This is a genomic window from Sphingomonas sp. ABOLG (assembly GCF_003950435.1).
Taxonomy (GTDB): domain Bacteria; phylum Pseudomonadota; class Alphaproteobacteria; order Sphingomonadales; family Sphingomonadaceae; genus Sphingomonas; species Sphingomonas panaciterrae.
The window spans coordinates 320836-345919 of the sequence record NZ_QQWW01000002.1 but is presented as its reverse complement, the minus strand read 5'-3'; the positions used below and the strand labels follow the sequence as shown (position 1 = coordinate 345919).

Sequence of the window (25084 nt, the reverse complement as noted above, 5' to 3'; positions counted from 1 at the left end):
GCTCGCGCCACTGGCGCGGCGGCCATGCCGGCCCGGCGTCATCGGCCGCTCGGCCCGTGTCGCGCGGTTCATTCAGCGACGCCGAAGGCGGAACGACGATGCCCGATCACGCACATTCCCGCGACTCGGCCGTACAAAAGCAGCTGGATCGGCTGTGGTCGCTGTCGCCCGGGGCGGATGTCCTCGGCCTGTCGCGGATCACGGAGCTTTTGGCGCGGCTCGGCAACCCGCACCTCCGCCTGCCGCCCACGTTCCATGTCGCTGGGACCAACGGCAAGGGGTCGGCCTGCGCCTTTCTTCGCGCCGCGCTGGAGGCCGCGGGAAAGTGCGTCAACGTCTATTCCAGCCCCCATCTGGTCCGCTTCAACGAGCGGATCCGGGTCGCCGGGCGGCTGATCGACGACGCGACATTGGCGCCGCTGCTGGCCGAAGTGCTCGATCGTGCCGGCGATGTCGGCGCCAGCTTCTTCGAGGTGACGACCGCGGCGGCCTTCCTGCAATTCTCCCGTTCGGCGGCCGATGCCTGTATCATCGAGGTGGGCCTCGGCGGCCGGCTCGACGCAACCAACGTCATCCACCCGCTTGTCTGCGGCATCGCCGGCCTCGGGATTGATCACGAGGCGTTCCTGCTCGCCGAAGAAGCGGGCACACCGCCCGAGCCGATGGCCCGCATTGCGTTCGAGAAGGCCGGCATCGCCAAACCCGGCGTGCCTTTGGTGACGCAGCATTACCCACCAATCGCCGCTGAGGCGATCGCAAGTGTTGCTGCCAGCCGCGGCGCACCGTTGGCGGCGCGAGACAACAAATGGCAGGCAACCCACGACGGCTCCGCCATCCTCTATCGGGACGCACAAGGCGTGCTGCAGCTGCCATTGCCGACGCTGGCCGGCCACCATCAGTGTGACAATGCCGCGCTCGCCGTCGCCATGCTGCGCCGCCAATCATTGATCGACATTCCGCAAGCCGCGCTCGCCGCCGGGATCCGCGCAGCGCGCTGGCCGGCGCGGATGCAGCGACTGGAACATGGCCCGTTGCTCGACCTTCTTCCTCGTCAGCCCACCGATGGCGTGTGGCTGGACGGCGCGCACAACGAATCGGCGGCCGCTGCCATCGCTACGGACTGGCCCCATAAAGAGGCGACCACCATCATCCTGGGTGTTCTGGCGAACAAGGATGCTGGCGCGATCCTTCGGCACATGATCGGCATGGCGCGGTCGGTCAGCATCATTGCGCTGCCGGTCCCGGGGCACGCCTGCCACGACCCCGTCGCCCTGGCCGGGCAGGCAACGGCACTGGGGGCCACAAGCGCCCTTGTGGCTAACGATATCCGGCATGCCTTCCGCGTCGCTGCAGATCTGCCCATTGCGGACCGCATGCTGATCGCCGGCTCGCTTTATCTCGCTGGCACCGTCCTGGAGGCAAACGACGAAGCGCCGCAATGACGCCTTGAGTTGCGATTGACTTGCAATAGCGGATTAGAGACAAGTGAGACAGAGGAGTCGCCAGCATGTCCATGTCCGTACCGCCGTCATCAGTCACAGAGCGCCTGTCGGTCCTGCCGCACACGCTGCCCGCATGTGAGAACGCCCGGTTGGTGCTGTTCGCGATCCGCCGCATGGGGGCGAACGGCCTCGCGGATGCCCGCGCCGCGCACGCCATGTTCACCGCCTTCGGCGAACGCTTTCGCCGTCCGCTGATGCTGGTGCGCGCGCTGATGGCGGATTTGGCCACCTCCGCCGCTGGGCCGATCTCCATCACGCATTGCTGCTGCTCGCGCATGACCCATGCCGAGAGCGCGCTGATGCACGTCCTCGCGCGCGTCGAGCTTTACCCGGACAATGCCCGCCTCCTGCTGGCTGACCTGCTCGGCATCCGCCGCGTCGACGGCATCCTCGCCAGCGCAGCGGTGGTCGCCGCTGCCTTCGCTGACGAAGGGCGACCGATCACCTGTTGATGAGCAATGGTCAGCCCGGCTGCGATGCCCCGGCTGCGGCGACCTCCGGCTCTTCGGAAACCTCCTGCCGTGCCGTATCGACCACGAAGCCGCGCTTCCACAGAACCCACAACAGCACCAGTCCCGGCAGCGCGACGATCATCGTCACGATCCAGAACCCGACCCAGCCAAACGCCTCCGCGACATAGCCCGATGGCGTCGACAGCCACGTACGCCCGACCACCGCGAAGGAGGTCAGCAGCGCGAACTGGGTCGCGGTGTAGGCGACGTTGGCCAGACCCGACAGATAGGTAGCAAACACCGTCAGGCCGATGCCGCTCGTCACCTGTTCCGTCGCCACCGCGATGAACAGCCACGTCGGCGAATGTCCCTTGGCGGCAAGGATCGCAAAGGTCGCGTTGGACAGCATCATCAGCACGCCCGATACGAACAGCGCCCGCCCCATGCCCAGCCACGCCAGAAACGGTGCGCCAATCGCCGTGCCGATCAGCAATCCCCACAGCCCGACGACCTTGTTGATCGCCAGGAACTCCTTGTCTGAAAAGCCAAGTTCGACGATCATCGGGTTGAGCATGCCCTGCCCCATCGCATCGCCCAGCTTGTAGACCAGCACGAACATCAGGATTAGCAGCGCACCGCGCCGGCGGAAGAATTCGCGGAAGGGGCTGACCACCGTGTCGTTGAACCAGCCGCGCCCGCCGCGCTGTACCACCTGGTCATGCAACCCGCGGCCGATCCACAGCGCGGCCAGCGCGCCGGGCAGCACGCACAGCGACGTCAGTCCATAGCCGAGCGCCCAGCCAAGCCCCAGGCCCTCGCTGGAGGCGACGGCGATCGTCCCCACGCCGGCGATGAAATTGCCGGTGCGATAACCGAACTGGTTCGCCGCGGTGCCGTGCGCCAGTTCGTCGTCCGGCAGGATCTCGATGCGATAGGCGTCGATGACGATATCCTGCGTCGCCGACAGGAACGCGGTGACGATGGCCCAGAAGGCGAAAGTGCCGATGTGCAGTTCGGGCTGGCTCGCGCCCAGCATCCAGACCGACGCGAAGAGCAATGCCTGAACCACGAACAGCCATGCCCGGCGCTGGCCGAACCATCCGGTCAGGATCGGCAGGCGGACGCGATCGATCAGCGGGGCCCAGAGGAATTTCAGCGTATAGGGGGTGGTCAGCCCGACGGCGAAACCAATCGTCTTCTTGTCGATCCCGACCTTCGCCAGCCAGAACGTCATCGTGCCCAGCAGCAGCGTCAGCGGAAAGCCGCTGGATATGCCCAGCAGGAAGGCAGCGGCCGGACGTGGTCGCAAATAGGGCTTCATTGCCGCGACAAAGCCGCGTCGCGCCACCGTCTCGGTCATCTACGCCTTACCTCCCGCCCCGCATTGCCAGGCGGACTAGCCGATCAGCGCGCGCTCGTCATCCTGCCGGATCGGTGCGCGCGCCAGACGGTGCGTCAGGCGCGAAACGACGTGTCTGGCGGCTCGCGAGAGCTCCATGATCGGTGTTTCAGGAAGATCGAAAACAAAATGCCACCCCGGGATGGGGTGGCGCGAGTGACGGGGCTCGAACCCGCGACCTCCGGCGTGACAGGCCGGCGCTCTAACCAACTGAGCTACACCCGCTCTTATCTGCCCCGATCATCGCCCGATGAGCGATCCCGAGGCACTTACCCCATGGTGCCGAAAAACCGGCACACGAACGACAACGTCGTCGGAGTTCCCACTGATCTGCACCAACTCCGCGAGGGAGTGGCGCGAGTGACGGGGCTCGAACCCGCGACCTCCGGCGTGACAGGCCGGCGCTCTAACCAACTGAGCTACACCCGCTTGGATCAGCGTGGAGGCGCGCCACTATGCCACGGGCGCGGGACTGTCAACGACTGCGGCGTCACTTTTTTCGCTCGTCCGCACTCCGTTCTGCGGCTGGCGCACCAATGTACCATGTTCAAAGAGGAAGCCTGCGATGTCTGGCTTGCCCGCACCCTTGAGTATCGTCTGGATGATGATCAGCAGCGGCACGGCCAGCAGCGCGCCGACGGTGCCCCACACCCATCCCCAGAAGCTCAGCGAGACGAGGATCAGCACCGGGTTGATCGTCAGGCGATGACCGACGACCAGCGGCGTGACGACGTTCGCCTCGATCAGGTGCAGGCCATACATGATCGCCGGCGCCGCCATCGCGGTGCCCACGTCGCGAAAGGTCATCAGGCCGCCAATGGCGACCAACAGGGCCGCGATCACTGGTCCGAAATAAGGGATGTAGTTGAACAGCGCGACGATGCCCCCCCACATCAACGGGAAGGGCATGCCGAGCAGATGAAGCGCGCCTGCCGTGATGAGGCCCAGCACGATGTTGATCGCGGTGATCGTGCCCAGATAGCTCGACACGTCGTCCACCACCTGCTGGATGACGCGCGCGGTCGCCATCGCGCCGCCAAAGCTTTCGCGGTTGGTGATCAGCCGCTGGCGGATTCGCGTCCAGCCCGACAGGAAAAAGAACGTCACCAGGACGGCATACAGCACCTGGATGATGACCGCTGGCGCCGAGGTCGCGGCCAGTTCCAGGATCGAGCTGGGCGGCGCCACCGCTGCCGTGGGCGATTGCCGCACATTGCTCGTCGCCAGCCGCTGCAGCGTCCGGTTCGCATAGCGCTCCAGGTTCGAATACAGGTCCAGCAGCGGCTCCAGATTCTTCTGGATGCGATCGATGCGCGTGGGCAGCAGCTGGAAGAAGTCGATCGCCGGCACCACGATCGCCGCCAGCGCGATGTTCGCCGCCACCAAAAACAGCAGGACGCAGAACAGCGCCGCAATCGGTGGTGGCACGCGCCGCGCCTCGATCCACTCCAGCAGCGGGATGAGCGCGACGGAGACGACCAGCGCCACCGCGGTCGGCATGAAGAACTCGGCCCCCGCCTTCAGCGCAAAGGGCAACCCCACCACCAGCCCGAAACCTGCGGTCAGCGTCAACGCCGCCAGCAAGCGATCGCGCCTGAGGGCGACGCGCGGGTCCTCCGGCGCCGGCGCCGCGGCCGGCGCTGGCTGGTCCTGCACGATCGAGGGCGCCGGGAAACCGGAAACGGGATCAGCCATGACGATCGACTCTGGTAGGAAGCGAGACAATGCGCCGCGCTTGCCGGTGCCTCGCCATAACGGTCACCTGCGGCAATGACCATTGAGCACGATGGGGGTGAGCGCGTCGCCGCAAATTGTCCCGCGACACCCCACTAGTTCACCCAAGGGCCGTCCTCGAGGTAGAGATAATCCGGCTCGAACTCGCCCAGCCGCGCCAGCCGCGTCATGTCGAGTATCTGCACCCGCCCCCGCGCGACGACGGCCAAGCCCTCCTCGCGCAACCGTCGCACCACGCGATTGACGTGGACGCTGGTCAGCCCGACCGCCTCGCCCAGGTCCTGCTGCGTCAATGGAAGGTCGAAGCTCTGGTCCTGGACCCGTCCGACCGCGGCAAGGCGGCAATAGGCCTCGCAGATGAAGTGCGCGAGCCGCCCGGCGGCGTCGAGGCGCCCGATGCGGAAGATCCACTCACGATGCGCCGCGGCGTCCAGCATCGTGCTGAACCACAAGAGGAAGCCGAGATGCGGCCGCTCCGCCATGATCGCGTCGATCCGCTCGTGGGGAACCAGCGCGACGGTCGCCTCGGTGATCGTCGCCACGTCATGGTCGATGCAGCGTGTCGGGTAGCCGTGCAGATCGACGAAATCGCCCGGCACCTGATAGGACAGCAGCTGGCGATACCCGTCGCGTGCATCCATGAAGCGGCACATGTGCCCCTCGATCAGGAGCGTGCTGTACCGCATGCGCTCCCCGCGCCGCGAAACCACCTTGCGCGCCGGATACCGCTCCACGCGCTCCACCGCACTTTCCAGGGCAGCGAGTTCGTCGGCGCTCAATTCGTTGCGGCGCCGGCCACGCAGAAAATCCTTGGTGTGCACTGCATACCCCTTTGTTGCGAGGTCGCAACGCTTCAGGCGGCGACACGATCCTCAAAGTAGCTTTTCAGGTCGCGCTTCAGAATTTTGCCATTGGCGTTTCGCGGCAGCATCTCGTCACAGAAATGGATCGCCACCGGCACCTTGAACGCCGCCAGCCGCTCGCGCACCCATTGCTGCAGCTCCGCCTCGCTCGCCTGCATGCCGGGGGCGAGGTGAACGACGGCGGCCGGCTCTTCTCCGAGCGTACGATGCGGGATACCGATCAGCGCGCAATCGGTGACCGCCGGATGATCGTAAAGGACGTTCTCGACCTCGCTGGAATAGATATTCTCGCCGCCGCGGATCACCATGTCCTTGGCGCGATCGACGATGAAGCAGAACCCTTCCTCGTCCAGCCGCGCCAGGTCGCCGGTCCGGACCCAGCCATCGACGAAGGTCGCCGCCGTCGCTTCCGGCTTGTTCCAATATCCCTTCACGATCATCGGCCCCCGCGCCCACAATTCGCCGACTTCCCCCGGCGGCAGTTCACGCCCGTCCGCATCGGTTACCTTCAGGTCGGCGACCGCCACGGCAGGGCCGCAGCTTTCGGGGCGCTGCAAATAATCCTCACCCGAATGGGTCGTCACCGTCGCGGTCGTTTCGGTCATGCCCCAGCCGTTGCCGGGCGCCGACTTCAGCTCGCCGGCGATCTTGCGCACCAGCTCGGGCGCGGACGGCGCGCCGCCATAGCCGATCGTCTCCAGGCTGGAGAGGTCGTAGCGGTGCCGCTCGGGATGCTCGAGCAACTGCCAGGCGATCGTCGGGACGCCGCCGGTCGAATTCACCTTTTCGCGCTCGATGATCTCCATCGCGCGGATCGGCTCGAACTTGCGCATGTAAATGATCGTATGGCCGGCGGCCACGGCTCCCATCAGTCCGGATGACAGCGCCGTCGCGTGGAACAGCGGGATTACCGTCAACGCCACCTTGGGGGTCGGTTCTGGCAGCGGATCGCCGCGGCGCAGGACCGTGCGCGCCATCGCATAGCCGGTCGACAGGATGTTGGTCATGAAGTTGCGGTGCGTGCCCAAGGCGCCCTTGGGCTTCCCCGTCGTGCCGCTGGTGTAGAGGATGGTCGCCTCATCCTCGGGTACCAAGCCGGCATCGGGTAGATCACCCGCCGGCAGCGCCGCCCAGTCATGCGGCGTACCGATGATGTCTTCCAGCCGCTCGGCCCCCTCCAGCGGCTGGGCCGCTCGGCTGATCAGGATGCGCGTCACGCCAGGATAATCTGCGCGCAGGTCCGCCACACGGTCCCAGCGCTCGTCGTCGGCGATCAGCACCTTGGCGCCCGAGTCCGTCAGGCCATAGACCAGCTCCTCGCCCGTCCACCACGCGTTCAGCGGCACCGCGATGGCACCCAAAACCGTGGTTGCGAAAAAGGCCACGATCCATTCGGGCAGGTTGCGCATTGCGATCGCCACCCGGTCGCCCTTGCGCATCCCGCCCGCCGCCAGATCGGCGGCCAGCGCCGCGATGGCGCGGTGCTGCGCGTCGTAGCTGACGCGCTCATCCTCGTAGATCGTCGCCAGCCGCTCGCCATGCCCGCGCGATACCGCCACCAGCGCGGCCATGTGGGGCGGCGCATTCTTCCACACCCGCGTCGGAATGCCGTGGATCGTGACGGTTTCCATCTCGAACTTCGCGCCCGGCGCGGTCAGCAACGCCTCTGCCTCTTTGATCGAGACGGCGGGCCAGGATGCGGCCAGAGGTTGCGTTGCCACGACAAATTTCTCCCACGGTAAAATTCGCTTCGGTATTGCGCGACGTTAGGATTGATTCCCGCCCTGCTCAAGCGATAGGGAGAGGAGAATTAGAAACAGGGGTATGGAGGGGCCATGAAGATCGCGTCACCCGAGAAGCACGGCTTCGACAGCCAGCGGCTGGGCATGATCGATACCTTCCTGAAGGAACGGTACCTCGATTCGGGTGAGTTCCCGAACACCCAGCTGCTCGTGTCGCGCGATGGCGAAATCGTGCATTTCTCGTCGCAGGGGGCAGCGCGAGAGGGTGGCGCGAAGCAGATCGACGAAGGCAGCCTGTTCCGTATTGCCTCGATGACGAAACCGATCACCTCGGTCGCGTTCATGATGCTGGTGGAGGAGTGCAAGGTCGCACTCGACACGCCGGTCCATCACGTCCTGCCCGAATTCAAGAAGCTGGGCGTCTATGCCGGTGGTGGCGCCGGTGTCCCCTTTATGACCCGCCCCACCGAAGAACCGATGCGGATGGTCGATCTGCTCCGGCACACCTCCGGTCTCACCTACGGCTTCCAGAACCGCTCCAACATCGATGCCGCGCATCGCGAGCTGAAGCTGGAGAATTGGCACGGCAATTACGATCTCGACGGCTTTGTTGCTGAACTCGGCAAGCTGCCGCTCGAATTCTCGCCCGGCACCAGCTGGAACTATTCCGTCTCCACCGACGTGCTCGGCGCGGTGGTGCAGCGCGTGTCGGGCATGTCGCTGCCGCAATTCTTCGAACAGCGCATCTTCAAGCCGCTGGGCATGAACGACACGGGCTTCACCGTTCCTTCGGAGAAACTCGACCGGCTGGTCGATTGCTACACGCTGGCGCCCGGCAAGGGCCGCGTCATGTTCGACCGTGCCGAGGAAAGCATGTGGTCGAAACCGTTCACGCTGGTGTCCGGCGGTGGCGGTCTGGTCTCGACCGCGCTCGATTACCAACGCTTCTGCCAGATGTGCCTCAACGGCGGCACGCTCGACGGGGTGCGCATCCTGGGTCGCAAGACGATCGACCTGATGACGCAGAACCATCTGCCCAATGGCGCGGACCTGTCGTCCATGTCGCGCTCGCTGTTCAGCGAGACGCAGAACGCCGGCACCGGCTTTGGCCTCGGCTTCGCAGTCACGATCGACACCGCGCGCTCGATGATGCCGGGCAGCGTCGGCGAATATTATTGGGGTGGCATGTTCTCCACCGCCTTCTTCATCGATCCGGTAGAGCGGCTGACCATGGTCTTCATGACCCAGCTGTCGCCCAGCATGATCTATCCCATCCGGCGCGAGCTCAAGACGATGATCTACTCGGCGCTCAAGTAACAAACCCTTCCGGCCGGTCCGCCGGCCGAACGACCATCCTGTTTTGGAGACCAACGCACAATGACCTCCCCCGTCCGCTTCGAACGCCACGACGACGTTCTTGTCATCATCTCCGATTCGCCGCCGGTGAACGCGCTAGGCGCGGCCGTGCGCGACGGGCTGAAGGAAGGCGTCAGCCAGGGGATCAACGATCCCGCGGTCAAGGCGATGGTGATCCGCTGCGACGGCAAGACCTTCTTCGCCGGCGCTGACATCACCGAATTCGGCAAGCCGCCCAAGGGCGCGTCGCTTCACGAAGTCATCGACATGATGGATTCGAGCGAGAAGCCGATCGTCGCCGCGATCCACGGCACTGCGCTCGGCGGCGGCTGCGAAGTCGCGCTCGCCTGCCACTATCGCGTGGCCGTCCGCTCGGCGGTGATGGGCCTTCCTGAGGTGAAGCTCGGGCTGCTCCCCGGCGCGGGCGGCACGCAGCGCCTGCCGCGCATCGTCGGCGTGAAGGCCGCGCTTGAAATGGTCGCGATCGGCGATCCGATCCCCGCCAAGAAGGCGGCTGAAGTCGGCCTGGTCGACCGCGTCGTCGGTGAGGACTCGCTGGAAGCGGACGCGATCGCCTTCGCCCGCGAGATCGCCGACAAGAAGCCGATCCCGCGCGTCCGCGACAAGACGCTCGCCCCCGATCCCGAGGCAGTCGAGGAGTTCAAGAAGAAGCACGGCCGCCGCATGCGCGGCTTCGATGCGCCGGCCGCCAACATCGCCTGCGTCGTCGCCGCCAGCGAGCTTCCCTTCGATGAGGGCATGAAGTTCGAGCGCGAACAGTTCATGAAGCTGATGACCGGCACCCAGTCCGCCGCCCAGCGCCACCTGTTCTTCGCCGAGCGTCAGGCCGCCAAGATCGACGACGTCGATCCCAAGACCCCGCTTCGCCCGATCAACAAGGTCGGCGTGATCGGCGCCGGCACGATGGGCGGCGGCATTTCGATGAACTTCCTGTCGGCCGGCATCCCGGTCACGATCGTCGAGATGCAGCAGGAAGCGCTCGACCGTGGTACCGGCGTAATGCGCAAGAATTACGAGGCGTCGGCCGCCAAGGGCCGCATCAAGCCCGACGCGCCGGAGAAGGCGATGGGCCTCCTCACCCCGACGCTGAAGCTCGAGGATCTCGCCGACTGCGATCTCATTATCGAGGCGGTGTATGAGAATATGGACGTCAAGAAGGAGCTGTTCACCAAGCTTGACGCCATCGCGAAGCCGGGCGCGATCCTCGCCACCAACACCAGCTACCTCAACGTCGACGAGATCGCCGCGGTGACGAAGCGTCCGGAAGACGTCGTCGGCATGCACTTCTTCTCGCCGGCCAACGTCATGCGCCTGCTCGAAGTGGTGCGCGGCGAAAAGACGGCGAAGGACGTGCTCGCCACCGTCATGGCGCTGGCCAAGAAAATCAAGAAGGTCGCCGTCGTCGCCGGCGTCTGCCACGGCTTCATCGGCAACCGCATGCTCAGCCCGCGTCAGATCGAGGCGAACAAGCTCCTCATGGAAGGCGCGACGCCGCAGCAGATCGACAAGGTCCATGTCGAATTCGGCATGCCGATGGGCCCGTTCCAGATGGCCGATCTCGCCGGCGTCGACATCGGCTGGCATCGCGATCCGAGCCGGATCGAAAGCATCCGCGACGCGCTCGCCGCCGAGGGTCGCTGGGGCCAGAAGAAGGGCGCCGGCTATTACGATTACGACGAGAAGCGTAACGCCACGCCCAGCCCGCGCGCGCTCGAGATCATCGAGGAGTTCCGCGCCAAGTCGAACCTGCCCAAGCGCGAGATCACCGATCAGGAGATCGTCGAGCGCACGCTCTACACGATGGTCAACGAAGGCGCGCTGATCCTCGAAGAGGGCAAGGCGCAGCGCGCGAGCGACGTGGATGTGGTCTGGATCATGGGCTATGGCTGGCCGGTCTATCGCGGCGGCCCGATGTTCTGGGCGCAGAATGAAGTCGGCCTGAAGAAGATCGTCGAAGGCCTTGAAAAGCATGGCTTCAAGGTCGCCGAGAGCCTCAAGACCGCAGCCGAGACGGGCGCTGCGCTGAAGTGACCGAAACGTGCCCCGCCCTGCCCGTCGCGCCGTGGTGCCGCCGCTCCCCTTCCGGGGCCGGCGTTGCCACGCGCGGCGGGCAGGCGGGCACAGGAGCACGGGCCGATGACTGAACGCACCGCTTTGCAAACCGCCGCCGCGGTCCGCTCTCGCGCCACCACCGCGCTGGCGGAAACCGAGGCGGCGATCGCCCGGATCGAGGAGCGCGACGGCCCGCTCAACGCCGTCGTGGTGCGTGATTTCGATCGCGCCCGCGCCGCGGCGGCCGAGCTCGACGCGCGCATCGCGCAAGGGTTCGACGGCCCGATCCTCGGCGTGCCGATGACGATCAAGGAAAGCTATGACGTCGCCGGCCTGCCGACGACCTTCGGCTTTGCCGAGCATCGCGATTTCACTGCGGCGGAAGACGCCATCACCGTCCGCCGGCTGAAGGCGGCGGGCGCGATCATCCTGGGCAAGACCAACGTTCCCCCCGCCCTGTCGGATCTACAGTCCGACAATCCCGTCTATGGCCGCACCAACAATGCGGTGAACCCTGATCGGGTCGCGGGCGGCTCGTCCGGCGGGTCGGCCGTCGTGCTCGCCGCCGGCATGGTCCCGCTCGAATTCGGCTCCGACATCGGCGGCTCGATCCGCGTGCCCGCCGCCTTCAACGGCGTCTGGGGGCACAAGACCACCTGGGGTGTCATCCCCACGGAGGGCCACTACATGCCCGGCACCGACGGGGCGCGCACCGTCCTGTCGGTGCTCGGTCCGATGGCGCGCGATGCCGACGATCTCGAAACCGCGCTCGACATCGTCGCCGATCACCCGCTCGCCCCTGCCCGCCGCCACGGTGACAAATGGCGCTTCCTGCTCCTCACCAGCCATCCAATGGCAAAGGTGCAGCAATCGATCATCGCCGCACTCGAACGGGTCGCAAACGCGCTGCGGGAAACCGGCGCCACCGTCGACACCAGCAGCGATCTCCTCCCCGATCTCGAACGCCAGCACGCCGGCTATTGGCAGATGCTCAACATCGCCATGTCGCGCCGCGCCCCGCGTCCCGAGGGGCAGGCCGCGCCCGAGCTCGAACCCTGGCTTCACCTCCATGACGAGCAGGCCCGCAACCAGCGCCAGTGGCGCCGTCTGTTCGAACGCTACGATGCGGTGATCGCGCCCACGGTGGGCATGACGGCCTTCCCGCACGATCCGACACCGCTCGCCACCCGCCGCCTCTCGATCGACGGCGAGGACACGCAATTCTTCCACCAGTTCGTCTTCCCCGGCCTCGCCACCTTCCCGATGCTGCCCGCCACCAGCGTGCCGATCGGCAAGGATGCGGACGGGCTGCCGATCGGCGTCCAGGTGATCGCGGACCTCTACGCCGACCGTACCGCCATCGCCGCGGCGCGCGACATCCACGATGCGGCGGGGGCCGCATAATGACCGTCGGCCGCATCCTCTTCACCAAGTTCGTCGTGCAGGATCTGCCGCGCGCGCTCGCCTTCTACGCGCAAGCGTTCGGCTTCACGGAGCGCAATCGCATCGCGCTTCCGGGGATGGAAGAGGTGCTGATCGGCCTCCCGGACGATCCCTTCACCCTCGTCCTCTATCATCACACCGACGGCCGCGCGCTGGTGCGCGGGGACAATCACGGGCCGCTCGGCCTGTCGACCCGCGACATCCAGGCCGCCTGGGATCGCGCGATCGCCGCCGGTGCCACTGCCGTTCGCCCGCCGGAGGATCTCCCCGGCATGCGCATCGCCTTCCTCGATGATCCGGAAGGCCACACCATCGAACTCATCCAATATCTGCGCGAGAAGACCCGCGAAGGAGCAAGCGAATGACCGATCTTGATCAGTTCCGCGCCGAGACGCGCGCGTGGCTCGAGGCGAATTGCCCGCCCGAGATGCGCGAGCCGATCCGCAGCGAGAAAGACAGCGTCTGGGGTGGCCGCGACCAGAGCGCCATGACCCCGGCGCAGAAGCAGTGGATGGACGCCATGGGTGCCAAGGGCTGGACCGTGCCCGATTGGCCCAAGGAATATGGCGGCGGCGGCCTCTCGGCGGCCGAAACCAAGATCCTGCGCGAGGAAATGGCCAGCATCCGTGCGCGCAACCCGCTGTCCTCCTTCGGCATTTCGATGCTCGGGCCGGCGCTGCTGAAATACGGCACCGAGGAGCAGAAGAAGGAGCATCTGCCCAAGATCGCGCGCGGCGAGATCCGCTGGTGCCAGGGCTATTCGGAGCCGAACGCCGGGTCCGACCTCGCCAGCCTCGCCACCTCGGCGGAGGACAAGGGCGATCACTTCCTCATCAACGGCCAGAAGATCTGGACCAGCTACGCGAATTACGCGGACTGGATCTTCTGCCTCGTGCGCACCGACAAGACGAACAAGCACAAGGGCATCAGCTTCGTCCTGTTCGACATGCAGACGCCGGGCGTCTCGACCAAGCCGATCCTCTTGATCAGCGGCTATTCGCCCTTCTGCGAAACCTTCTTCGACAATGTGAAGGTGCCGAAGGAGAACCTCGTCGGAGAGCTCAACAAGGGCTGGGACGTCGCGAAATACCTGCTCGGCCATGAGCGTGAGATGATCTCGAACATGGGCCTCGGCGGCGGTGGCAGGAACCCGCTGATCGAGGGCGCGATCGCCACCATCGGCCTCGATCATGACGGTCGCCTCGCTGATCCGCTGCTGCGCGCCAAGATCGCCGAGTTCGAGGTCCGCTCCAAGGCGTTCGCCGCCCAGTCCGAACGCTTCATTGACGAGCTAAAGGCCGGTCGCGCGCACCCCGCCCAGCCGTCGATGATGAAATATTACGGCACGGAGCTCAACAAGGCGCGCCACGAACTGCTGATGGCCTCGGGCGGCTCGGACAATCTGGAATGGGAAAGCGAGCGGTCGCGCGGCGGTGCGCCGGCACGCGACTGGCTGCGCACCAAGGCGAACTCGATCGAGGGCGGCACCAGCGAGGTGCAGCTCAACATCATCTCGAAGCGCATCCTGGAGCTGCCGGGCGCGTGATCGGGTCGCCCTTCCCCTCGCGGGAAGGGCGCGCTCGCCAGACCATCTACGGGAAGCGGGTGGCGCGGCCACGGGCCTGCCGCCGCTTCCCACCTCCTCCGGCGCTCATGCGCGCCGGGGCGTAAAAGGGACGAACGATGCCTCTTTTCCTGAACGAAGATCAGACCATGCTGCGCGACACCGCGCGCGATTTCGTGGCCGATTCCGCCCCCGTCAGCCACATGCGCAAGCTGCGCGACGACAATGACCAGACCGGCTTCTCGCGCGACTTGTGGAAGCAGTTCGCCGACATGGGCTTCACCGGCATCCTCATCGACGAGGCACAGGGCGGCCTTGGCCTCGGCCATGTCGAGGCGGGCGTCGTGCTCGAAGAAATCGGTCGCAACCTGTCGCCCTCGCCCTTCCTTCAGACCGCCGTCGCCGCGGTCGAGGCGATGAAGGGCACGCCGCACGCCGATCGCTGGTTCCCCGGCATCCTCGCCGGTGAGACCGTTGCCGCACTCGCGATCGACGAAGGCGCCAAGCACCGCTCCTCGGTTGCCATGAAGGCGGAGCGCGCCGGCAACGGCTTCAAGCTCACCGGCGCCAAGCAGTTCGTCCACCACGGCCATGTTGCTGACGTGGTGATCGTCGCCGCGCGCACCGCCGGCTCGGCCGATGATCAGGACGGCGTCACGCTGTTCGCCGTGCCCAAGGATGCCGCCGGCATGACCGCCAAGGCCGAGCGTCTGACCGACGCCAGCCTCGCCGCGCGGATCGAGTTCGACGGTGTCGAGGTCGATGCCGACGCCGTGATCGGCGAGGTTGACGCCGGCCGCACGCCGCTCGATCGCCTGCTGCGCGCGGGCCGTGCGGCTGCCGCTGCCGAAATGCTCGGTGTCGGCGCTGGCGCGATGGACATGACGGTGAACTACCTCAAGGAGCGCAAGCAGTTCGGCGTGCTGATCGGCAGCTTCCAGGCGCTGCAGCACCGCGCATCGCATCTCTACAGCGAGATGGAAGTGGCCCGCGCCGCCGTGCTGAAGGCACAGCAGCTGCTCGACGCCGGTGATGAGAAGGCGGACGCTGCCGTCTCGGTCGCCAAGGCGATGACCGGCCTCGCCACGATGCTCAGCGTGCAGGAGGGCATTCAGATGCACGGCGGCATCGGCATGACCGATGAATATGACATCGGCTTCTACATGAAGCGCCAGCGCGTCCTGGCCGAACTGTTCGGCGACGCGAACTTCCACGCCGATCGCCTCGCGCGCGCGGCCGGCTATTGACGCTTTTCCCCTCCTTCCAGCAGGAGGGAGGGGAACGACATCCGGGGGGCAAGGCAATCGGCGACGCATGGTGGCACTTCCACGTGGCGCGACCGTCCTTGGCCCTGTCGTTTCAGGCCCAGGGATTGGAATAGATGAGCGACACCTCCGACAGCACGCCTCCCCCTACCGATACCCGGCCCACTCCTACGCCTGAATCGCTCGCCGCCGATCTCGTCGACCTGCTCGACGTCGAGGAGATCGATACCGATCTCTACCGTGGCCGCCGGTCCAAGGGCGGCGTGGGCCGCGTCTTCGGTGGTCAGGTAATCGCGCAGGCGCTCCAGGCCGCGCAGCGCTCGACCGATGCGCCCAAGATCGCCCATTCGCTCCACGCCTATTTCATGCGGCCGGGCGACGAAAATTTCCCCATCGTCTACCGCGTCGTGCGCGACTTCGAAGGGCGCAGCTTCGCCACCCGCCGCGTCATCGCGATGCAGCGCGGCGCTCCGATCCTCAACCTTGCCTGCTCGCTGCAGGTGCCGGAGGAAGGCTTCCATCATCAGGATGCGATGCCCGACGTGCCGCCGCCGGAATCGTTGCCGACCGAGGCGGAGCTTCGCGCCCGCGACGCCGTGCACCTCCCCGAAAAGCAGCGGCGCATGGTCACCCGCCCGCGCCCGATCGAGATGCGGCCGGTGTTTCCGCGCAAATGGTTCAATCCCACCCCCAGCGAACCGATCCAGCACAGCTGGTTCCGGGTCATCGCGCCAATCGGGGATGATCCCGCGATGCACCGAGCGGTGCTGTCCTATGCGTCGGATATGGCGCTGCTCGGCACCTGCATGCTGCCGCACGGCGTCAACTGGACGACCCCCGGGTTCCAGAGCGCCAGTCTCGATCACTCGATCTGGCTGCACGAGGATTTTCGCGCCGACGAATGGCTGCTCTACGCCACCGACAGCCCCTGGGCTGGCCACGCACGCGGCATGAACCGCGGGCAGGTCTTCACCCAGGATGGCCGCCTCGTCGCAACGGTGGCGCAGGAAGGGCTGATCCGCCAGCGCACGCCCCGCGCCGAATAGCGGCCAATGGCCGCGTCCTGCTTCTGCCCCCGCCCGCACGCTGGTTGCGCGCCACACCCTCCTGTCCTTCAGGATTCATCCATGACCATCGATCGCCGCGATTTTCTCACCGGCACCGCCGCGCTTGCCGCCAGCACCGCCCTCGTCTCGCCGACGCTCGCGCAGGCCCCGGTGGCGGGCGCTGACGCGGCCGCCCTCGCGCTGCTCGATCAGCAGGCCGACGCACTTCTCACCGCCTATCCCGACGGCGCGGCGTATCTCGGGCTCGACCAGGGCAAGCGGCTGGCGCTGAAGACCAGGCTCACTGATCGCAGCGCCGATGCGGAAGCCGCGCGCCGCAGCGCCGCTGCACAGCGGCTCGCCCGCCTGCAGCGGATCGATCGCACCGCCCTGACGCCGGCCGTCGCAACCCATGTCGAAACCGTGATCGCGGCGCATGAGATCGCGCTCGACGGCTGGCAGCGGATGCCAGTCGGCGACATGGCCTTTCTGTCGAACAACAACTATCGTTCGACTCCCTATGTGGTGACTCAGGGCAATGGCGCGTTCGTCGACACGCCGGATTTGCTCGAGAACAAGCATCAGGTCGCAAGTCGCGCGGATGCCGAGGCATACCTTGCGCGGCTGGAGGCCTATGCCGGTCAGCTCGAGGCCGAAACGCGCCGGATACAGGCCGATGCGGGCCAGAACGTTCTGCTGCCGGCCCCCTTCAACGACATTACGGCCGCGCAATTGCGCGCCGGCGCCGCGCAGCCTGCGGCCGAACAGGGGATGATCCGCACCTTCGCCGACAAGGTCGCCAAGGCGGGCCTGACCGGCGACTGGACCACCCGCGCCACCGCCATCGTCGACCGCCGGATCGCGCCCGCCCTCGTACAGCAGGCCGACACGCTGGCCTCGTTCCGCTCGCGCGCACCGGAGGATGGCGGCATGTGGCGGATGCCCGACGCGGAGAATCGCTACGCATGGCTCGCCGAGGCCGCCACTACGACGAAGCGCACGCCGGACGAGATCCATGCATCCGGCCTCGAGCAGTGCCGCGCCTACGCTGCCGAGCTGGACCCGTTGCTCCGCGCACAGGGGCTAACTCAGGGCACGCCCGGGAAGCGGCTCGCCGCGCTCGGCAAGCGCCCGGACCTCCTGTTCGCGAACAACGACGCGGGCCGTGCCGAGCTTCTCGCCTATCTCAACACTGTGGTCGACCGCCTCCGCCCGGGTCTGCCGCAGGCCTTCGGCAAGCTCGTCCGCGGCAATCTGGTCATCAAGCGGGTGCCCCCGGCGATCGAGAATGGCGCGCCCAACGGCTACGCCGGCCCCGGCGCGCTGGATGGCTCGACGCCCGGCATCTACTACATCAACCTGCGCGATACCGCGAACTGGCCGCGCTTCGAACTTGCTACGCTCACATTCCACGAAGGCATCCCGGGGCACATCTGGCAGGGCGAATATACCTTCGACCTGCCGCTGATCCGAACGCTGCTCGCCTTCAACGCCTATTCCGAAGGCTGGGGCCTGTATGCGGAGCAGATCGGGGCGGAGCTTGGCTATTATGACGACGATCCCCTCGGTCGGATCGGCTATCTGCAGTCGATGAACTTCCGTGCCGCGCGCCTGGTGGTCGACACCGGCCTGCATCACAAACGCTGGTCAGTCGATCAGGCGGTACGCTGGCTGATGGCGGCGACCGGCTATACCGAGAGCCGGGCGCGGTCAGAGATCAACCGTTATTGCGTGTGGCCGGGTCAGGCGCTGGGCTACAAGACCGGCCACAATGAAATCAACCGCCTGCGCGACGCCGCCAGGCAGAAGCTCGGCCCGCGCTTCGACGTACGTGGCTTCAATGATGCGGTGGTTCAGGCCGGCGGGATGCCGCTCGGCGTACTCGGCGAGGTGGTCGACCGCTGGTGTAAGACCGTACCGGCCTGATCGATCAGCAGTTTGCTGGTCCGCAGCGTTTCCGGAGACGTGGTTCAACCGCTTCCGGAGGCGCTGGAACCTGCTCGCTCAGGCGCTGGTGCGCCCATATTCCTGCTTGGTCACCGGATGGCTGGACGACAGCCCGCCATCCACCGCCACCGCCTGCCCGTTGACATAGCTTGCATCATCCGAGGCAAGGAACAGCGCCACCTTGGCCAGTTCCTCCGGCTGCGCGCCGCGTCGCAGCGGATTGAGGCGGCCCACGCGATCGATCTTGCCTGCCTCACGCGCATAATCGAACACCGATTGCGTCATGCCGGTCTCGGTCAGGCCGGGGCAGATCGCGTTGACGCGAACGTTGGATCCCGACAGCTGCTGTGCCGAAACCTGTGCGAGGTTGATGACGCCCGCCTTGGACGCGGAATATGCCGGCGACCCCGCGCCCGAGCGAATACCGGCCACGCTCGCCGTCAGGATAATCGCACCGCCTCCCCGCTCGGCAATGCGGGGGGCGCCATGTTTGATCGCCAGGAACGGTCCGATCAGGTTGACGCGCAGCACCTCGCTAAACAGGCTGACGTCGGTATTGAAGATGTTCGCCATCCCGCCCGAGATGCCGGCATTCGCGAACATGATATCGAGCCCGCCGAAGCTGTCGCAGGCGAGCGCGATGGTGCGCAGCACATCCTCTTCGTTACCGGCATCCATCTCGATCGCCTGGGCCGTACCACCGGCTTCCCGGATTGCGGCAGCCGTCGCCTCAGCCCCCACCTTGTCCGCAACAACGACCTGGCCGCCCTCTGCCGCAAACAGCGTCGCCGCCGCGCGGCCGATGCCCGAACCTGCGCCCGTGACAATGATCGACTTGCCCGTGAACCTCACTTCAACCTCCGCTCAAACCCTGCGCTACGCTGCTCGCGCGATCCTCAGATCGTCACGCCGCCGTCGATGACCATCGTCTGTCCCGTCATGAAGCCGCTCGCCTTGGACGCGAGGTACACAACCGCACCCGCAATCTCCTCGGGCTCCCCGATCCGGCGCAGCGGCGTGGTCCGGTTCCGTTCGGCGACCGCGGCTTCGTCTTCCCACAGCGCCTTGGCGAAGTCGGTCTTGATCAATCCCGGCGCGATGCAATTCACCCGGATGCCGTGCTTGCCATATTCATGGGCAAGGTTGCGGGCGAGCTGCATGTCCGCTGCCTTGGAGATGCAGTACGCGCCAATGACGGTCGACCCGCGTAGGCCCCCGATCGACGAAACGATCACGATCGAACCTTCTCCCCGCTCCTTCATCTCAGGCGCCACCATCGTGATCAGCCAGTGGTTGGAGAGGATGTTGTTGTCGAGGATCTTGCGGAACTGCTCGTCCGCGATCCCTTCCTGCGGACCGTAATAGGGATTGGAGGCTGCGTTGCAGACCAGGCAATCGATGCGGCCAAATGCGCGGCGACTCTCATCGACGAGGGTCTGCAGCGCCGCCTTGTCCGAGATGTTGGCGGCCACTGCGATCGCTGTGCCTTCACCGAAGCGGGCGTTGATCTCGTCCGCGACGGCTTGCGACGCATCCTGCTTGCGGCTGGAGATCACGACCTTCGCGCCCTGCTCAGCGCAGGCGATCGCGCTGGCCTTGCCGATGCCGCGCGACGACCCGGTAATCACGACGACCTTGCCGGTCAGATCGAACAAACTCATAGCTACTTCTCTTCTTGTAGAAGGCGCGGGTTACGCGCCCGCCTTGACGGCGAAGGACCAGGCCGCATCGGCCAGCATCGGCACACGCGCGCTGGTCGCCTCGGCATTGGCGCTGGACGCCGTGCCAATCAGGAAGCGCTTGCGGATGCCCTGGACGATGGAGGCGAGGCGGAACAGGTTGAACGCCAGCAGCCAGTTGAGATCGGGAACGCCATCGCGTCCGGTCTTTTCGCAATAGCGCGCGACGACTTCCTCGACCGTCGGAATCCCGGTCTCCGGCCCGGTCAGCCCCATCACGCCCGAACGGCCCTCCGGCTCGGTCACCCAGCTGATCAGGAAATAGCTGAGGTCAGCAAGCGGATCGCCCGTCGTGCAGAGCTCCCAGTCGAGCACCGCCGCGACGCGCGGTTCGAGACCCGGCGCGAACTTCATGTTGTCGCAGCGATAATCCCCATGGACGATCGTGGTGCGCGTCTGCTCCGGGATGGTGCGTGGCAGCCACTCGATCAGCCGCTCCATCGCCGGCATATGCTCGGTCTCGGCGCCGCGGTACTGCTTCGTCCAGCGGCTCACCTGGCGCTCGAAGTAATTGCCCGCTCGCCCGAAATCCTCGAGCCCCGTCGCCTTCAGGTCGACGTTGTGGAGCGCCGCCAGCGTATCGATCATCGCGTTGTAATGCGCACGCCGCGTATCGGCATCCATGCCCGGGAAGGAGCCGTCCCAGATCGTCCGGCCGTCCACCATCTCCATGACGTAGAAGGCGGAACCGATGACGTTGTCGTCCTCGCACAGGCCATATTGCCGCGGCACCGGAAAGCCCGTCGGGTGAAGCGCAGCCATCACGCGATATTCGCGATCCACCTGGTGCGCAGACGGCAACAGCTCGCCCATTGGCTTGCGGCGAAGCACGTAATTGCGCCCCGGCGTCATCAGCTTGTACGTCGGGTTCGATTGCCCGCCGGCGAACTTCGCATAGGTCAGCGGACCCGCGAAGTCCGGAACATGCGCTTCCATCCAAGTGGTGAGGCGATCGGTGTCGAGCCGATCGCGCTCGCTGATCTCCGCCTGGAGACCGGTATCTTCCGCCACCGCCGTGCTCATTGATCGAACACGATCACGCTGCGGGTCGCATCGCCCTTGCGGAGCTCATCGAACGCGTCGTTGATCCGGTTGAGCGGCAGGCGCTCTGCGATGATCGTGTCGAGGTCGAGCATGCCGCGCATGTAGAAATCGACGAGGCGCGGGATGTCCACCGGGAAGCGGTTCGACCCCATGATGCCGCCCTGCAGCTTCTTGCCCGACAGCAGCTCCATCGCGGAGAGGCCGACCTTCGAATCCAGCGGCATCATGCCCAGGATCGTCGCGGTGCCGCCGCGGCGAAGGACGTCGACGGTCGTCTGCGCTGATTCTCGCCGGCCGACCGCCTCGATCGCGTGGTGAACGCCGCCCTTGGTTAGTTCCACCACTTCGCCGACGACGCCGTCGGCCAACGGGTCGAACGTGTGGGTCGCGCCCAGCTTCTCGGCCACAGCGCGCTTCTCCGGCACCGGATCAAGCGCGATGATCTTGCCCGCACCGGCAATCTTGGCGGCGTTGACCGCGGCAAGGCCAATGCCGCCGCAGCCCACGACGCAGACCGTCTCGCCCGGCGTCACGTCCGTGGTGTTGAACACGGCGCCGGCGCCCGTCGTCACGGCGCAGCCGATCAGCGCGGCACGGTCGAGCGGCATTTCCGGGTCGATCGCGACGCAGGCATGCTCGTGCACCAGCATCTGTTCGGCATAGGCCGACAGGTTCAGCATCTGGTTGACGTTGCCGCCGTTCGCCAGGCGAAGCCGCGGCTCCGCCGTTGGCCCACGGCGCGTCTCGGCGCTGACGCACAGGAACATGCGGCCCGTGATGCAGAACTCGCAATGGCCGCAGAAGGCGCTGAGGCAGGTGACGACCGCATCGCCAACCTTCACCGTGCGCACTTCATCACCCACCGCCTCGACGATGCCGGCGGCCTCGTGCCCCGGGATCGCCGGCAGCGGATGCGGATAGGCACCGTCGACGAAATGAAGATCGGAACGGCAGACGCCGCACGCGACGGTGCGGATCAGCACCTCGTGCGGGCCGGGCTTGGATACGACGACGTCCTCGATCTGGAGCGGCGCCTTGGTTTCAAAGATGACAGCGGCTTTCACGGTCTCTCTCCATTATTCTGACGAATGCTCGTCACCCGGTCCCCAGCCCCGTTGCTGGTCTTGCCGGCAACAGGCTCTGAGGCAGGTCGGGTGACGAAAAGGCTCAGCGCGAAACGCCGATGTCACCACTCGAAATCTCGGCACTGCGCGGCGCGGCGCGGTCATTCGCGATCTCCGCCTTCCAGTCGCCGTATTTGCCGAACTCATTGCGCGCGATGGCGCGGGCGTGAACTTCGTCCGGCCCGTCGGCCAGGCGGAGCGTACGCTGCGAAGCCCAGGCATGGGCAAGGCCGAAGTCTTCGGCGACGCCGCCGCCGCCATGCGCCTGCACCGCATCGTCGAGGATGCGCAGCGCCATGTTGGGCGCAAACACCTTGATCATCGCGATTTCCTGGCTGGCAGCCTTGTTGCCCGCCGCGTCCATCGTCTGCGCCGCCTTCAGGCACAGCAGCCGCGTCATCTCAATCTCGATCCGGGCCTGCGCCACGCGCTGTTCCCATACCGAGTGATCGGAAATCCGCTTGCCGAATGCGACACGGCTGAGCAGCCGCTTCGCCATCTTCTCCAGCGCGACCTCGGCAACGCCGATCGTGCGCATGCAATGATGGATGCGGCCCGGCCCAAGCCGGCCCTGCGCGATCTCGAACCCGCGGCCCTCGCCGAGGATGACGTTCTCGACCGGAACCCGGACGTTGGTGAAGCTCACTTCGCCATGGCCGTGCGGCGCATGGTCATAGCCATAGACCGACAGCATCCGCTCGATCTTGATGCCCGGCGTATCCATCGGCACGAGAATCTGGCTCTGCTGCTGGTGGCGCGATCCTTCGAAGCTCGTTTTGCCCATCAGGATGCCGATCTTGCAGCGTGGATCACCCACGCCCGACGACCACCATTTGACGCCGTTGATCACATAATGATCGCCGTCACGCTCGATCCGCGTCTCGATGTTGGTTGCATCGGACGAGGCGACCGCAGGCTCGGTCATCAGGAAGACGGAGCGGATTTCGCCGTTCATCAGCGGACGCAGCCACTTCTCCTTCTGCTCCAGCGTGCCGTAGCGGTGCAGCACTTCCATGTTGCCCGTGTCCGGCGCGGAGCAGTTGAACACTTCGCTCGCCCAGCCGATCTTGCCCATCTCCTCGGCACACAGCGCATATTCGAGGTTGGTGAGCTGAGTCCCTTCGAACTCGAACGTCTCGTCGACGTGCGTCTGCCCCGAGTGCGGCGGCATGAAGAAGTTCCACAGCCCGGCCGCCTTGGCCTTCGCTTTCACCTCTTCGATGACGGGGATCACCTTCCAGCGATCGCCAGTGTGCGCCTGCTCGTGGTATTCGGCCTGCCGCGGCGCGATCTCGGCGTCGATGAAGGCCTTCACGCGATCCCGGAAATAGGTCTCGCGCTCGGTCAAGGTGAAGTCCATCGCATCCCTCCGCTTCGCTGTTTGATGCGGCTGTAGAGCGTACCGCATCTTCGGTAAAGCGCCTGATTTAGTCCGCGCCACCCATGCGGTCCGTGGAAACGCGAAGGTGATAAAAGGGACTATTTCTTCGAAAAATCGCTGCTACGATCATCCGATGCAAGCTCAGGTGGAACCGAGCGGCGGCGACGGGGAGGAGATCGGCACGCGGCGCTTTCGGGCGAAGCGCGAAGCCATCCTTGCCGCCGCAGCCGACGCAATCAATGAACAAAGCGCGAAGGGCATGACCTTTGCGGACGTGGCCCGGCGTGTCGGCCTCAACACCACCAGCGTCACCTACTATTTCAAACGCAAGGAAGACCTGGCGGCCGCGGCGTTCGAGCATACGCTCGATTACCTGCTGGTGATGCTGGACGCTGCGATGGAGGCCCCGACGCCACAGGCGCGGGTCGAACGCTATCTCGCGCTGAACATGGCACGCCTGTCGCGGGTGCAGCGCGGCGAGGAACGCCAGATTGCCGGCCTCTCCGACCTTCGCGCCATGGAAGATCCCGTGCGCAGCCGGTTACTCAGCGGATGGCGGGAGGTGTTTCGCCGCGCGCGCAACCTGTGGGGACCGGCGGAAACCCGCGCGCAGACCGACCTGAACGGTGCGCGCGCGCACGTTTTGATGGAAAACACCTTCTGGTTGCCGGTCTGGCTGCCGCGCTATGACATGGATCAGCTCGATCGGGTCGAGGCGCGGGTGATGGACGTGTTCCGTCATGGCCTTGCCGGCGCCGGCGCGCGCTGGGCGCCCCGCCCGGTCACCTTGCCGCACGACCCGGCAGAGGGACGCGAGGCCTTTCTCCTCGCCGCCACGCGGCTGATCAACGAACTGGGCTATCGCGGCGCCTCGGTTCAGCGGATCGCTGGCGAGCTCAACGTCACCAAGGGCAGCTTCTACCACCACCTCGACGCGAAGGACGATCTGGTGATCGCCTGCTACAAGCGCAGCTTCGATACGATCTCCGCGACGCAACGTCTGGCCGATGAACAGGGCGGCACCCATTGGGACCGGCTGTCGGCGATGTTCGCGACCCTGCTGGGCGTGCAATTCTCGGAGCCCGGCCCGCTGCTTCGCACCACCGCGCTCAGCGGCCTGCCCGGCAGTGTGCGGCAGGCGATGGTCGAACGATCGAACCGCATTGCACGGCGCTTCGCCGGCACGATCTCGGACGGTATCGCCGAAGGGACGATCCGCGCGGTGGATCCGCTTGTCGCCAGCCAGCTCGTCATGGCCTTCCTCAACGCCGCCTTCGACATGCGCAAATGGGCCTGGTCGATGCCCAGTGAGCGCGCGATCGCCCTCTACGCATCAACGCTCGCCTTCGGCATGTTCGACGACCGCGCGGTGGAGAGTTAAGACACAGGCACCGCGCCGCATTCCATTTG

At 66.0% G+C, this 25084-nt stretch carries 20 protein-coding genes and 2 tRNA genes; 11 read left to right on the top strand and 11 right to left on the bottom strand.

Annotated features, from left to right (window positions below; all coding sequences use genetic code 11):
• Positions 1-98: 98 nt before the first annotated feature.
• Positions 99-1442, top strand: coding sequence for a folylpolyglutamate synthase/dihydrofolate synthase family protein (locus CA236_RS03600; RefSeq protein ID WP_125944549.1), 1344 nt, complete (start codon positions 99-101; stop codon positions 1440-1442).
• 65 nt (positions 1443-1507) lie between these two features.
• Positions 1508-1954: a DUF6628 family protein gene (locus CA236_RS03595; protein WP_241212503.1), complete on the top strand. Its 447-nt coding sequence runs from the start codon at positions 1508-1510 to the stop codon at positions 1952-1954.
• Positions 1955-1964: 10 nt separating this feature from the next.
• Here CA236_RS03595 and CA236_RS03590 read toward each other — a convergent pair whose 3' ends face one another.
• From CA236_RS03590 to CA236_RS03565, 6 genes are all read right to left on the bottom strand, one after another.
• On the bottom strand, positions 1965-3314 hold the full coding sequence (locus tag CA236_RS03590) for an MFS transporter (RefSeq protein WP_125944548.1): 1350 nt from the start codon (positions 3312-3314) through the stop codon (positions 1965-1967).
• Positions 3315-3501: 187 nt separating this feature from the next.
• Positions 3502-3578 (bottom strand) — tRNA-Asp (locus tag CA236_RS03585).
• 127 nt (positions 3579-3705) lie between these two features.
• A tRNA-Asp gene (locus tag CA236_RS03580) sits at positions 3706-3782 on the bottom strand.
• A gap of 24 nt (positions 3783-3806) precedes the next feature.
• Positions 3807-5048, bottom strand: coding sequence for an AI-2E family transporter (locus tag CA236_RS03575; protein WP_125944547.1), 1242 nt, complete (start codon positions 5046-5048; stop codon positions 3807-3809).
• Positions 5049-5182: 134 nt separating this feature from the next.
• Positions 5183-5908: a Crp/Fnr family transcriptional regulator gene (locus tag CA236_RS03570; RefSeq protein ID WP_046410329.1), complete on the bottom strand. Its 726-nt coding sequence runs from the start codon at positions 5906-5908 to the stop codon at positions 5183-5185.
• Positions 5909-5940: 32 nt separating this feature from the next.
• Positions 5941-7671, bottom strand: a complete 1731-nt coding sequence (locus CA236_RS03565) for an AMP-binding protein (RefSeq protein WP_241212502.1) — start codon at positions 7669-7671, stop codon at positions 5941-5943.
• Positions 7672-7785: 114 nt separating this feature from the next.
• Between CA236_RS03565 and CA236_RS03560 the strand changes: the two genes are divergently transcribed.
• From CA236_RS03560 to CA236_RS03525, 8 genes are all read left to right on the top strand, one after another.
• Positions 7786-9009 (top strand): serine hydrolase domain-containing protein, encoded by a 1224-nt coding sequence (locus CA236_RS03560; protein WP_046410326.1) that lies wholly within the window; start codon positions 7786-7788, stop codon positions 9007-9009.
• Between the two features lie 60 nt (positions 9010-9069).
• On the top strand, positions 9070-11100 hold the full coding sequence (locus tag CA236_RS03555) for a 3-hydroxyacyl-CoA dehydrogenase NAD-binding domain-containing protein (protein ID WP_125944546.1): 2031 nt from the start codon (positions 9070-9072) through the stop codon (positions 11098-11100).
• 105 nt (positions 11101-11205) lie between these two features.
• Complete coding sequence (locus CA236_RS03550) at positions 11206-12525, top strand: amidase family protein (protein ID WP_125944545.1); 1320 nt, start codon at positions 11206-11208, stop codon at positions 12523-12525.
• Positions 12525-12929 (top strand): VOC family protein, encoded by a 405-nt coding sequence (locus CA236_RS03545; RefSeq protein ID WP_052742579.1) that lies wholly within the window; start codon positions 12525-12527, stop codon positions 12927-12929. The genes CA236_RS03550 and CA236_RS03545 overlap by 1 nt, the downstream gene beginning before the upstream one ends.
• Positions 12926-14110 (top strand): acyl-CoA dehydrogenase family protein, encoded by a 1185-nt coding sequence (locus CA236_RS03540; RefSeq protein ID WP_125944544.1) that lies wholly within the window; start codon positions 12926-12928, stop codon positions 14108-14110. Before CA236_RS03545 ends, CA236_RS03540 begins: the two co-directional genes overlap by 4 nt.
• A 137-nt stretch (positions 14111-14247) precedes the next feature.
• Complete coding sequence (locus CA236_RS03535; RefSeq protein ID WP_046410323.1) at positions 14248-15375, top strand: acyl-CoA dehydrogenase family protein; 1128 nt, start codon at positions 14248-14250, stop codon at positions 15373-15375.
• A 134-nt stretch (positions 15376-15509) separates the two neighbouring features.
• On the top strand, positions 15510-16439 hold the full coding sequence (locus CA236_RS03530; protein ID WP_046410322.1) for an acyl-CoA thioesterase II: 930 nt from the start codon (positions 15510-15512) through the stop codon (positions 16437-16439).
• An 81-nt stretch (positions 16440-16520) separates the two neighbouring features.
• Entirely contained in the window at positions 16521-18365 is a 1845-nt protein-coding gene (locus tag CA236_RS03525; protein WP_125944543.1) for a DUF885 family protein, read from the top strand.
• Between the two features lie 78 nt (positions 18366-18443).
• Here the strand turns inward: CA236_RS03525 and CA236_RS03520 are convergent, their stop codons facing one another.
• The 5 genes from CA236_RS03520 to CA236_RS03500 form a co-directional block, all read right to left on the bottom strand.
• A complete protein-coding gene (locus tag CA236_RS03520; protein ID WP_125944542.1) occupies positions 18444-19238 on the bottom strand; it encodes an SDR family NAD(P)-dependent oxidoreductase in 795 nt (264 codons plus the stop codon).
• 44 nt (positions 19239-19282) lie between these two features.
• The gene (locus CA236_RS03515; protein ID WP_125944541.1) at positions 19283-20047 is read right to left on the bottom strand and encodes an SDR family oxidoreductase; all 765 of its coding nucleotides are present in this window, start codon (positions 20045-20047) and stop codon (positions 19283-19285) included.
• 30 nt (positions 20048-20077) lie between these two features.
• A complete protein-coding gene (locus tag CA236_RS03510) occupies positions 20078-21148 on the bottom strand; it encodes a phosphotransferase family protein (protein WP_125944540.1) in 1071 nt (356 codons plus the stop codon).
• Positions 21145-22233, bottom strand: coding sequence for a Zn-dependent alcohol dehydrogenase (locus tag CA236_RS03505; protein ID WP_125944539.1), 1089 nt, complete (start codon positions 22231-22233; stop codon positions 21145-21147). The genes CA236_RS03510 and CA236_RS03505 overlap by 4 nt, the downstream gene beginning before the upstream one ends.
• Before the next feature lie 103 nt (positions 22234-22336).
• Entirely contained in the window at positions 22337-23653 is a 1317-nt protein-coding gene (locus CA236_RS03500) for an acyl-CoA dehydrogenase family protein (protein WP_125944538.1), read from the bottom strand.
• Positions 23654-23807: 154 nt separating this feature from the next.
• Between CA236_RS03500 and CA236_RS03495 the strand changes: the two genes are divergently transcribed.
• A complete protein-coding gene (locus tag CA236_RS03495) occupies positions 23808-25055 on the top strand; it encodes a TetR/AcrR family transcriptional regulator (RefSeq protein WP_125944537.1) in 1248 nt (415 codons plus the stop codon).
• Positions 25056-25084: the final 29 nt, after the last annotated feature.

Coding starts and splice junctions, on each gene's coding strand:
- CA236_RS03600 (WP_125944549.1), top strand. CDS start 99: ATGCCCGATCACGCACATTCCCGCGACTCGGCCGTACAAAAGCAGCTG.
- CA236_RS03595 (WP_241212503.1), top strand. CDS start 1,508: ATGTCCATGTCCGTACCGCCGTCATCAGTCACAGAGCGCCTGTCGGTC.
- CA236_RS03590 (WP_125944548.1), bottom strand. CDS start 3,314: ATGACCGAGACGGTGGCGCGACGCGGCTTTGTCGCGGCAATGAAGCCC.
- CA236_RS03575 (WP_125944547.1), bottom strand. CDS start 5,048: ATGGCTGATCCCGTTTCCGGTTTCCCGGCGCCCTCGATCGTGCAGGAC.
- CA236_RS03560 (WP_046410326.1), top strand. CDS start 7,786: ATGAAGATCGCGTCACCCGAGAAGCACGGCTTCGACAGCCAGCGGCTG.
- CA236_RS03555 (WP_125944546.1), top strand. CDS start 9,070: ATGACCTCCCCCGTCCGCTTCGAACGCCACGACGACGTTCTTGTCATC.
- CA236_RS03550 (WP_125944545.1), top strand. CDS start 11,206: ATGACTGAACGCACCGCTTTGCAAACCGCCGCCGCGGTCCGCTCTCGC.
- CA236_RS03545 (WP_052742579.1), top strand. CDS start 12,525: ATGACCGTCGGCCGCATCCTCTTCACCAAGTTCGTCGTGCAGGATCTG.
- CA236_RS03540 (WP_125944544.1), top strand. CDS start 12,926: ATGACCGATCTTGATCAGTTCCGCGCCGAGACGCGCGCGTGGCTCGAG.
- CA236_RS03535 (WP_046410323.1), top strand. CDS start 14,248: ATGCCTCTTTTCCTGAACGAAGATCAGACCATGCTGCGCGACACCGCG.
- CA236_RS03530 (WP_046410322.1), top strand. CDS start 15,510: ATGAGCGACACCTCCGACAGCACGCCTCCCCCTACCGATACCCGGCCC.
- CA236_RS03525 (WP_125944543.1), top strand. CDS start 16,521: ATGACCATCGATCGCCGCGATTTTCTCACCGGCACCGCCGCGCTTGCC.
- CA236_RS03515 (WP_125944541.1), bottom strand. CDS start 20,047: ATGAGTTTGTTCGATCTGACCGGCAAGGTCGTCGTGATTACCGGGTCG.
- CA236_RS03510 (WP_125944540.1), bottom strand. CDS start 21,148: ATGAGCACGGCGGTGGCGGAAGATACCGGTCTCCAGGCGGAGATCAGC.
- CA236_RS03500 (WP_125944538.1), bottom strand. CDS start 23,653: ATGGACTTCACCTTGACCGAGCGCGAGACCTATTTCCGGGATCGCGTG.
- CA236_RS03495 (WP_125944537.1), top strand. CDS start 23,808: ATGCAAGCTCAGGTGGAACCGAGCGGCGGCGACGGGGAGGAGATCGGC.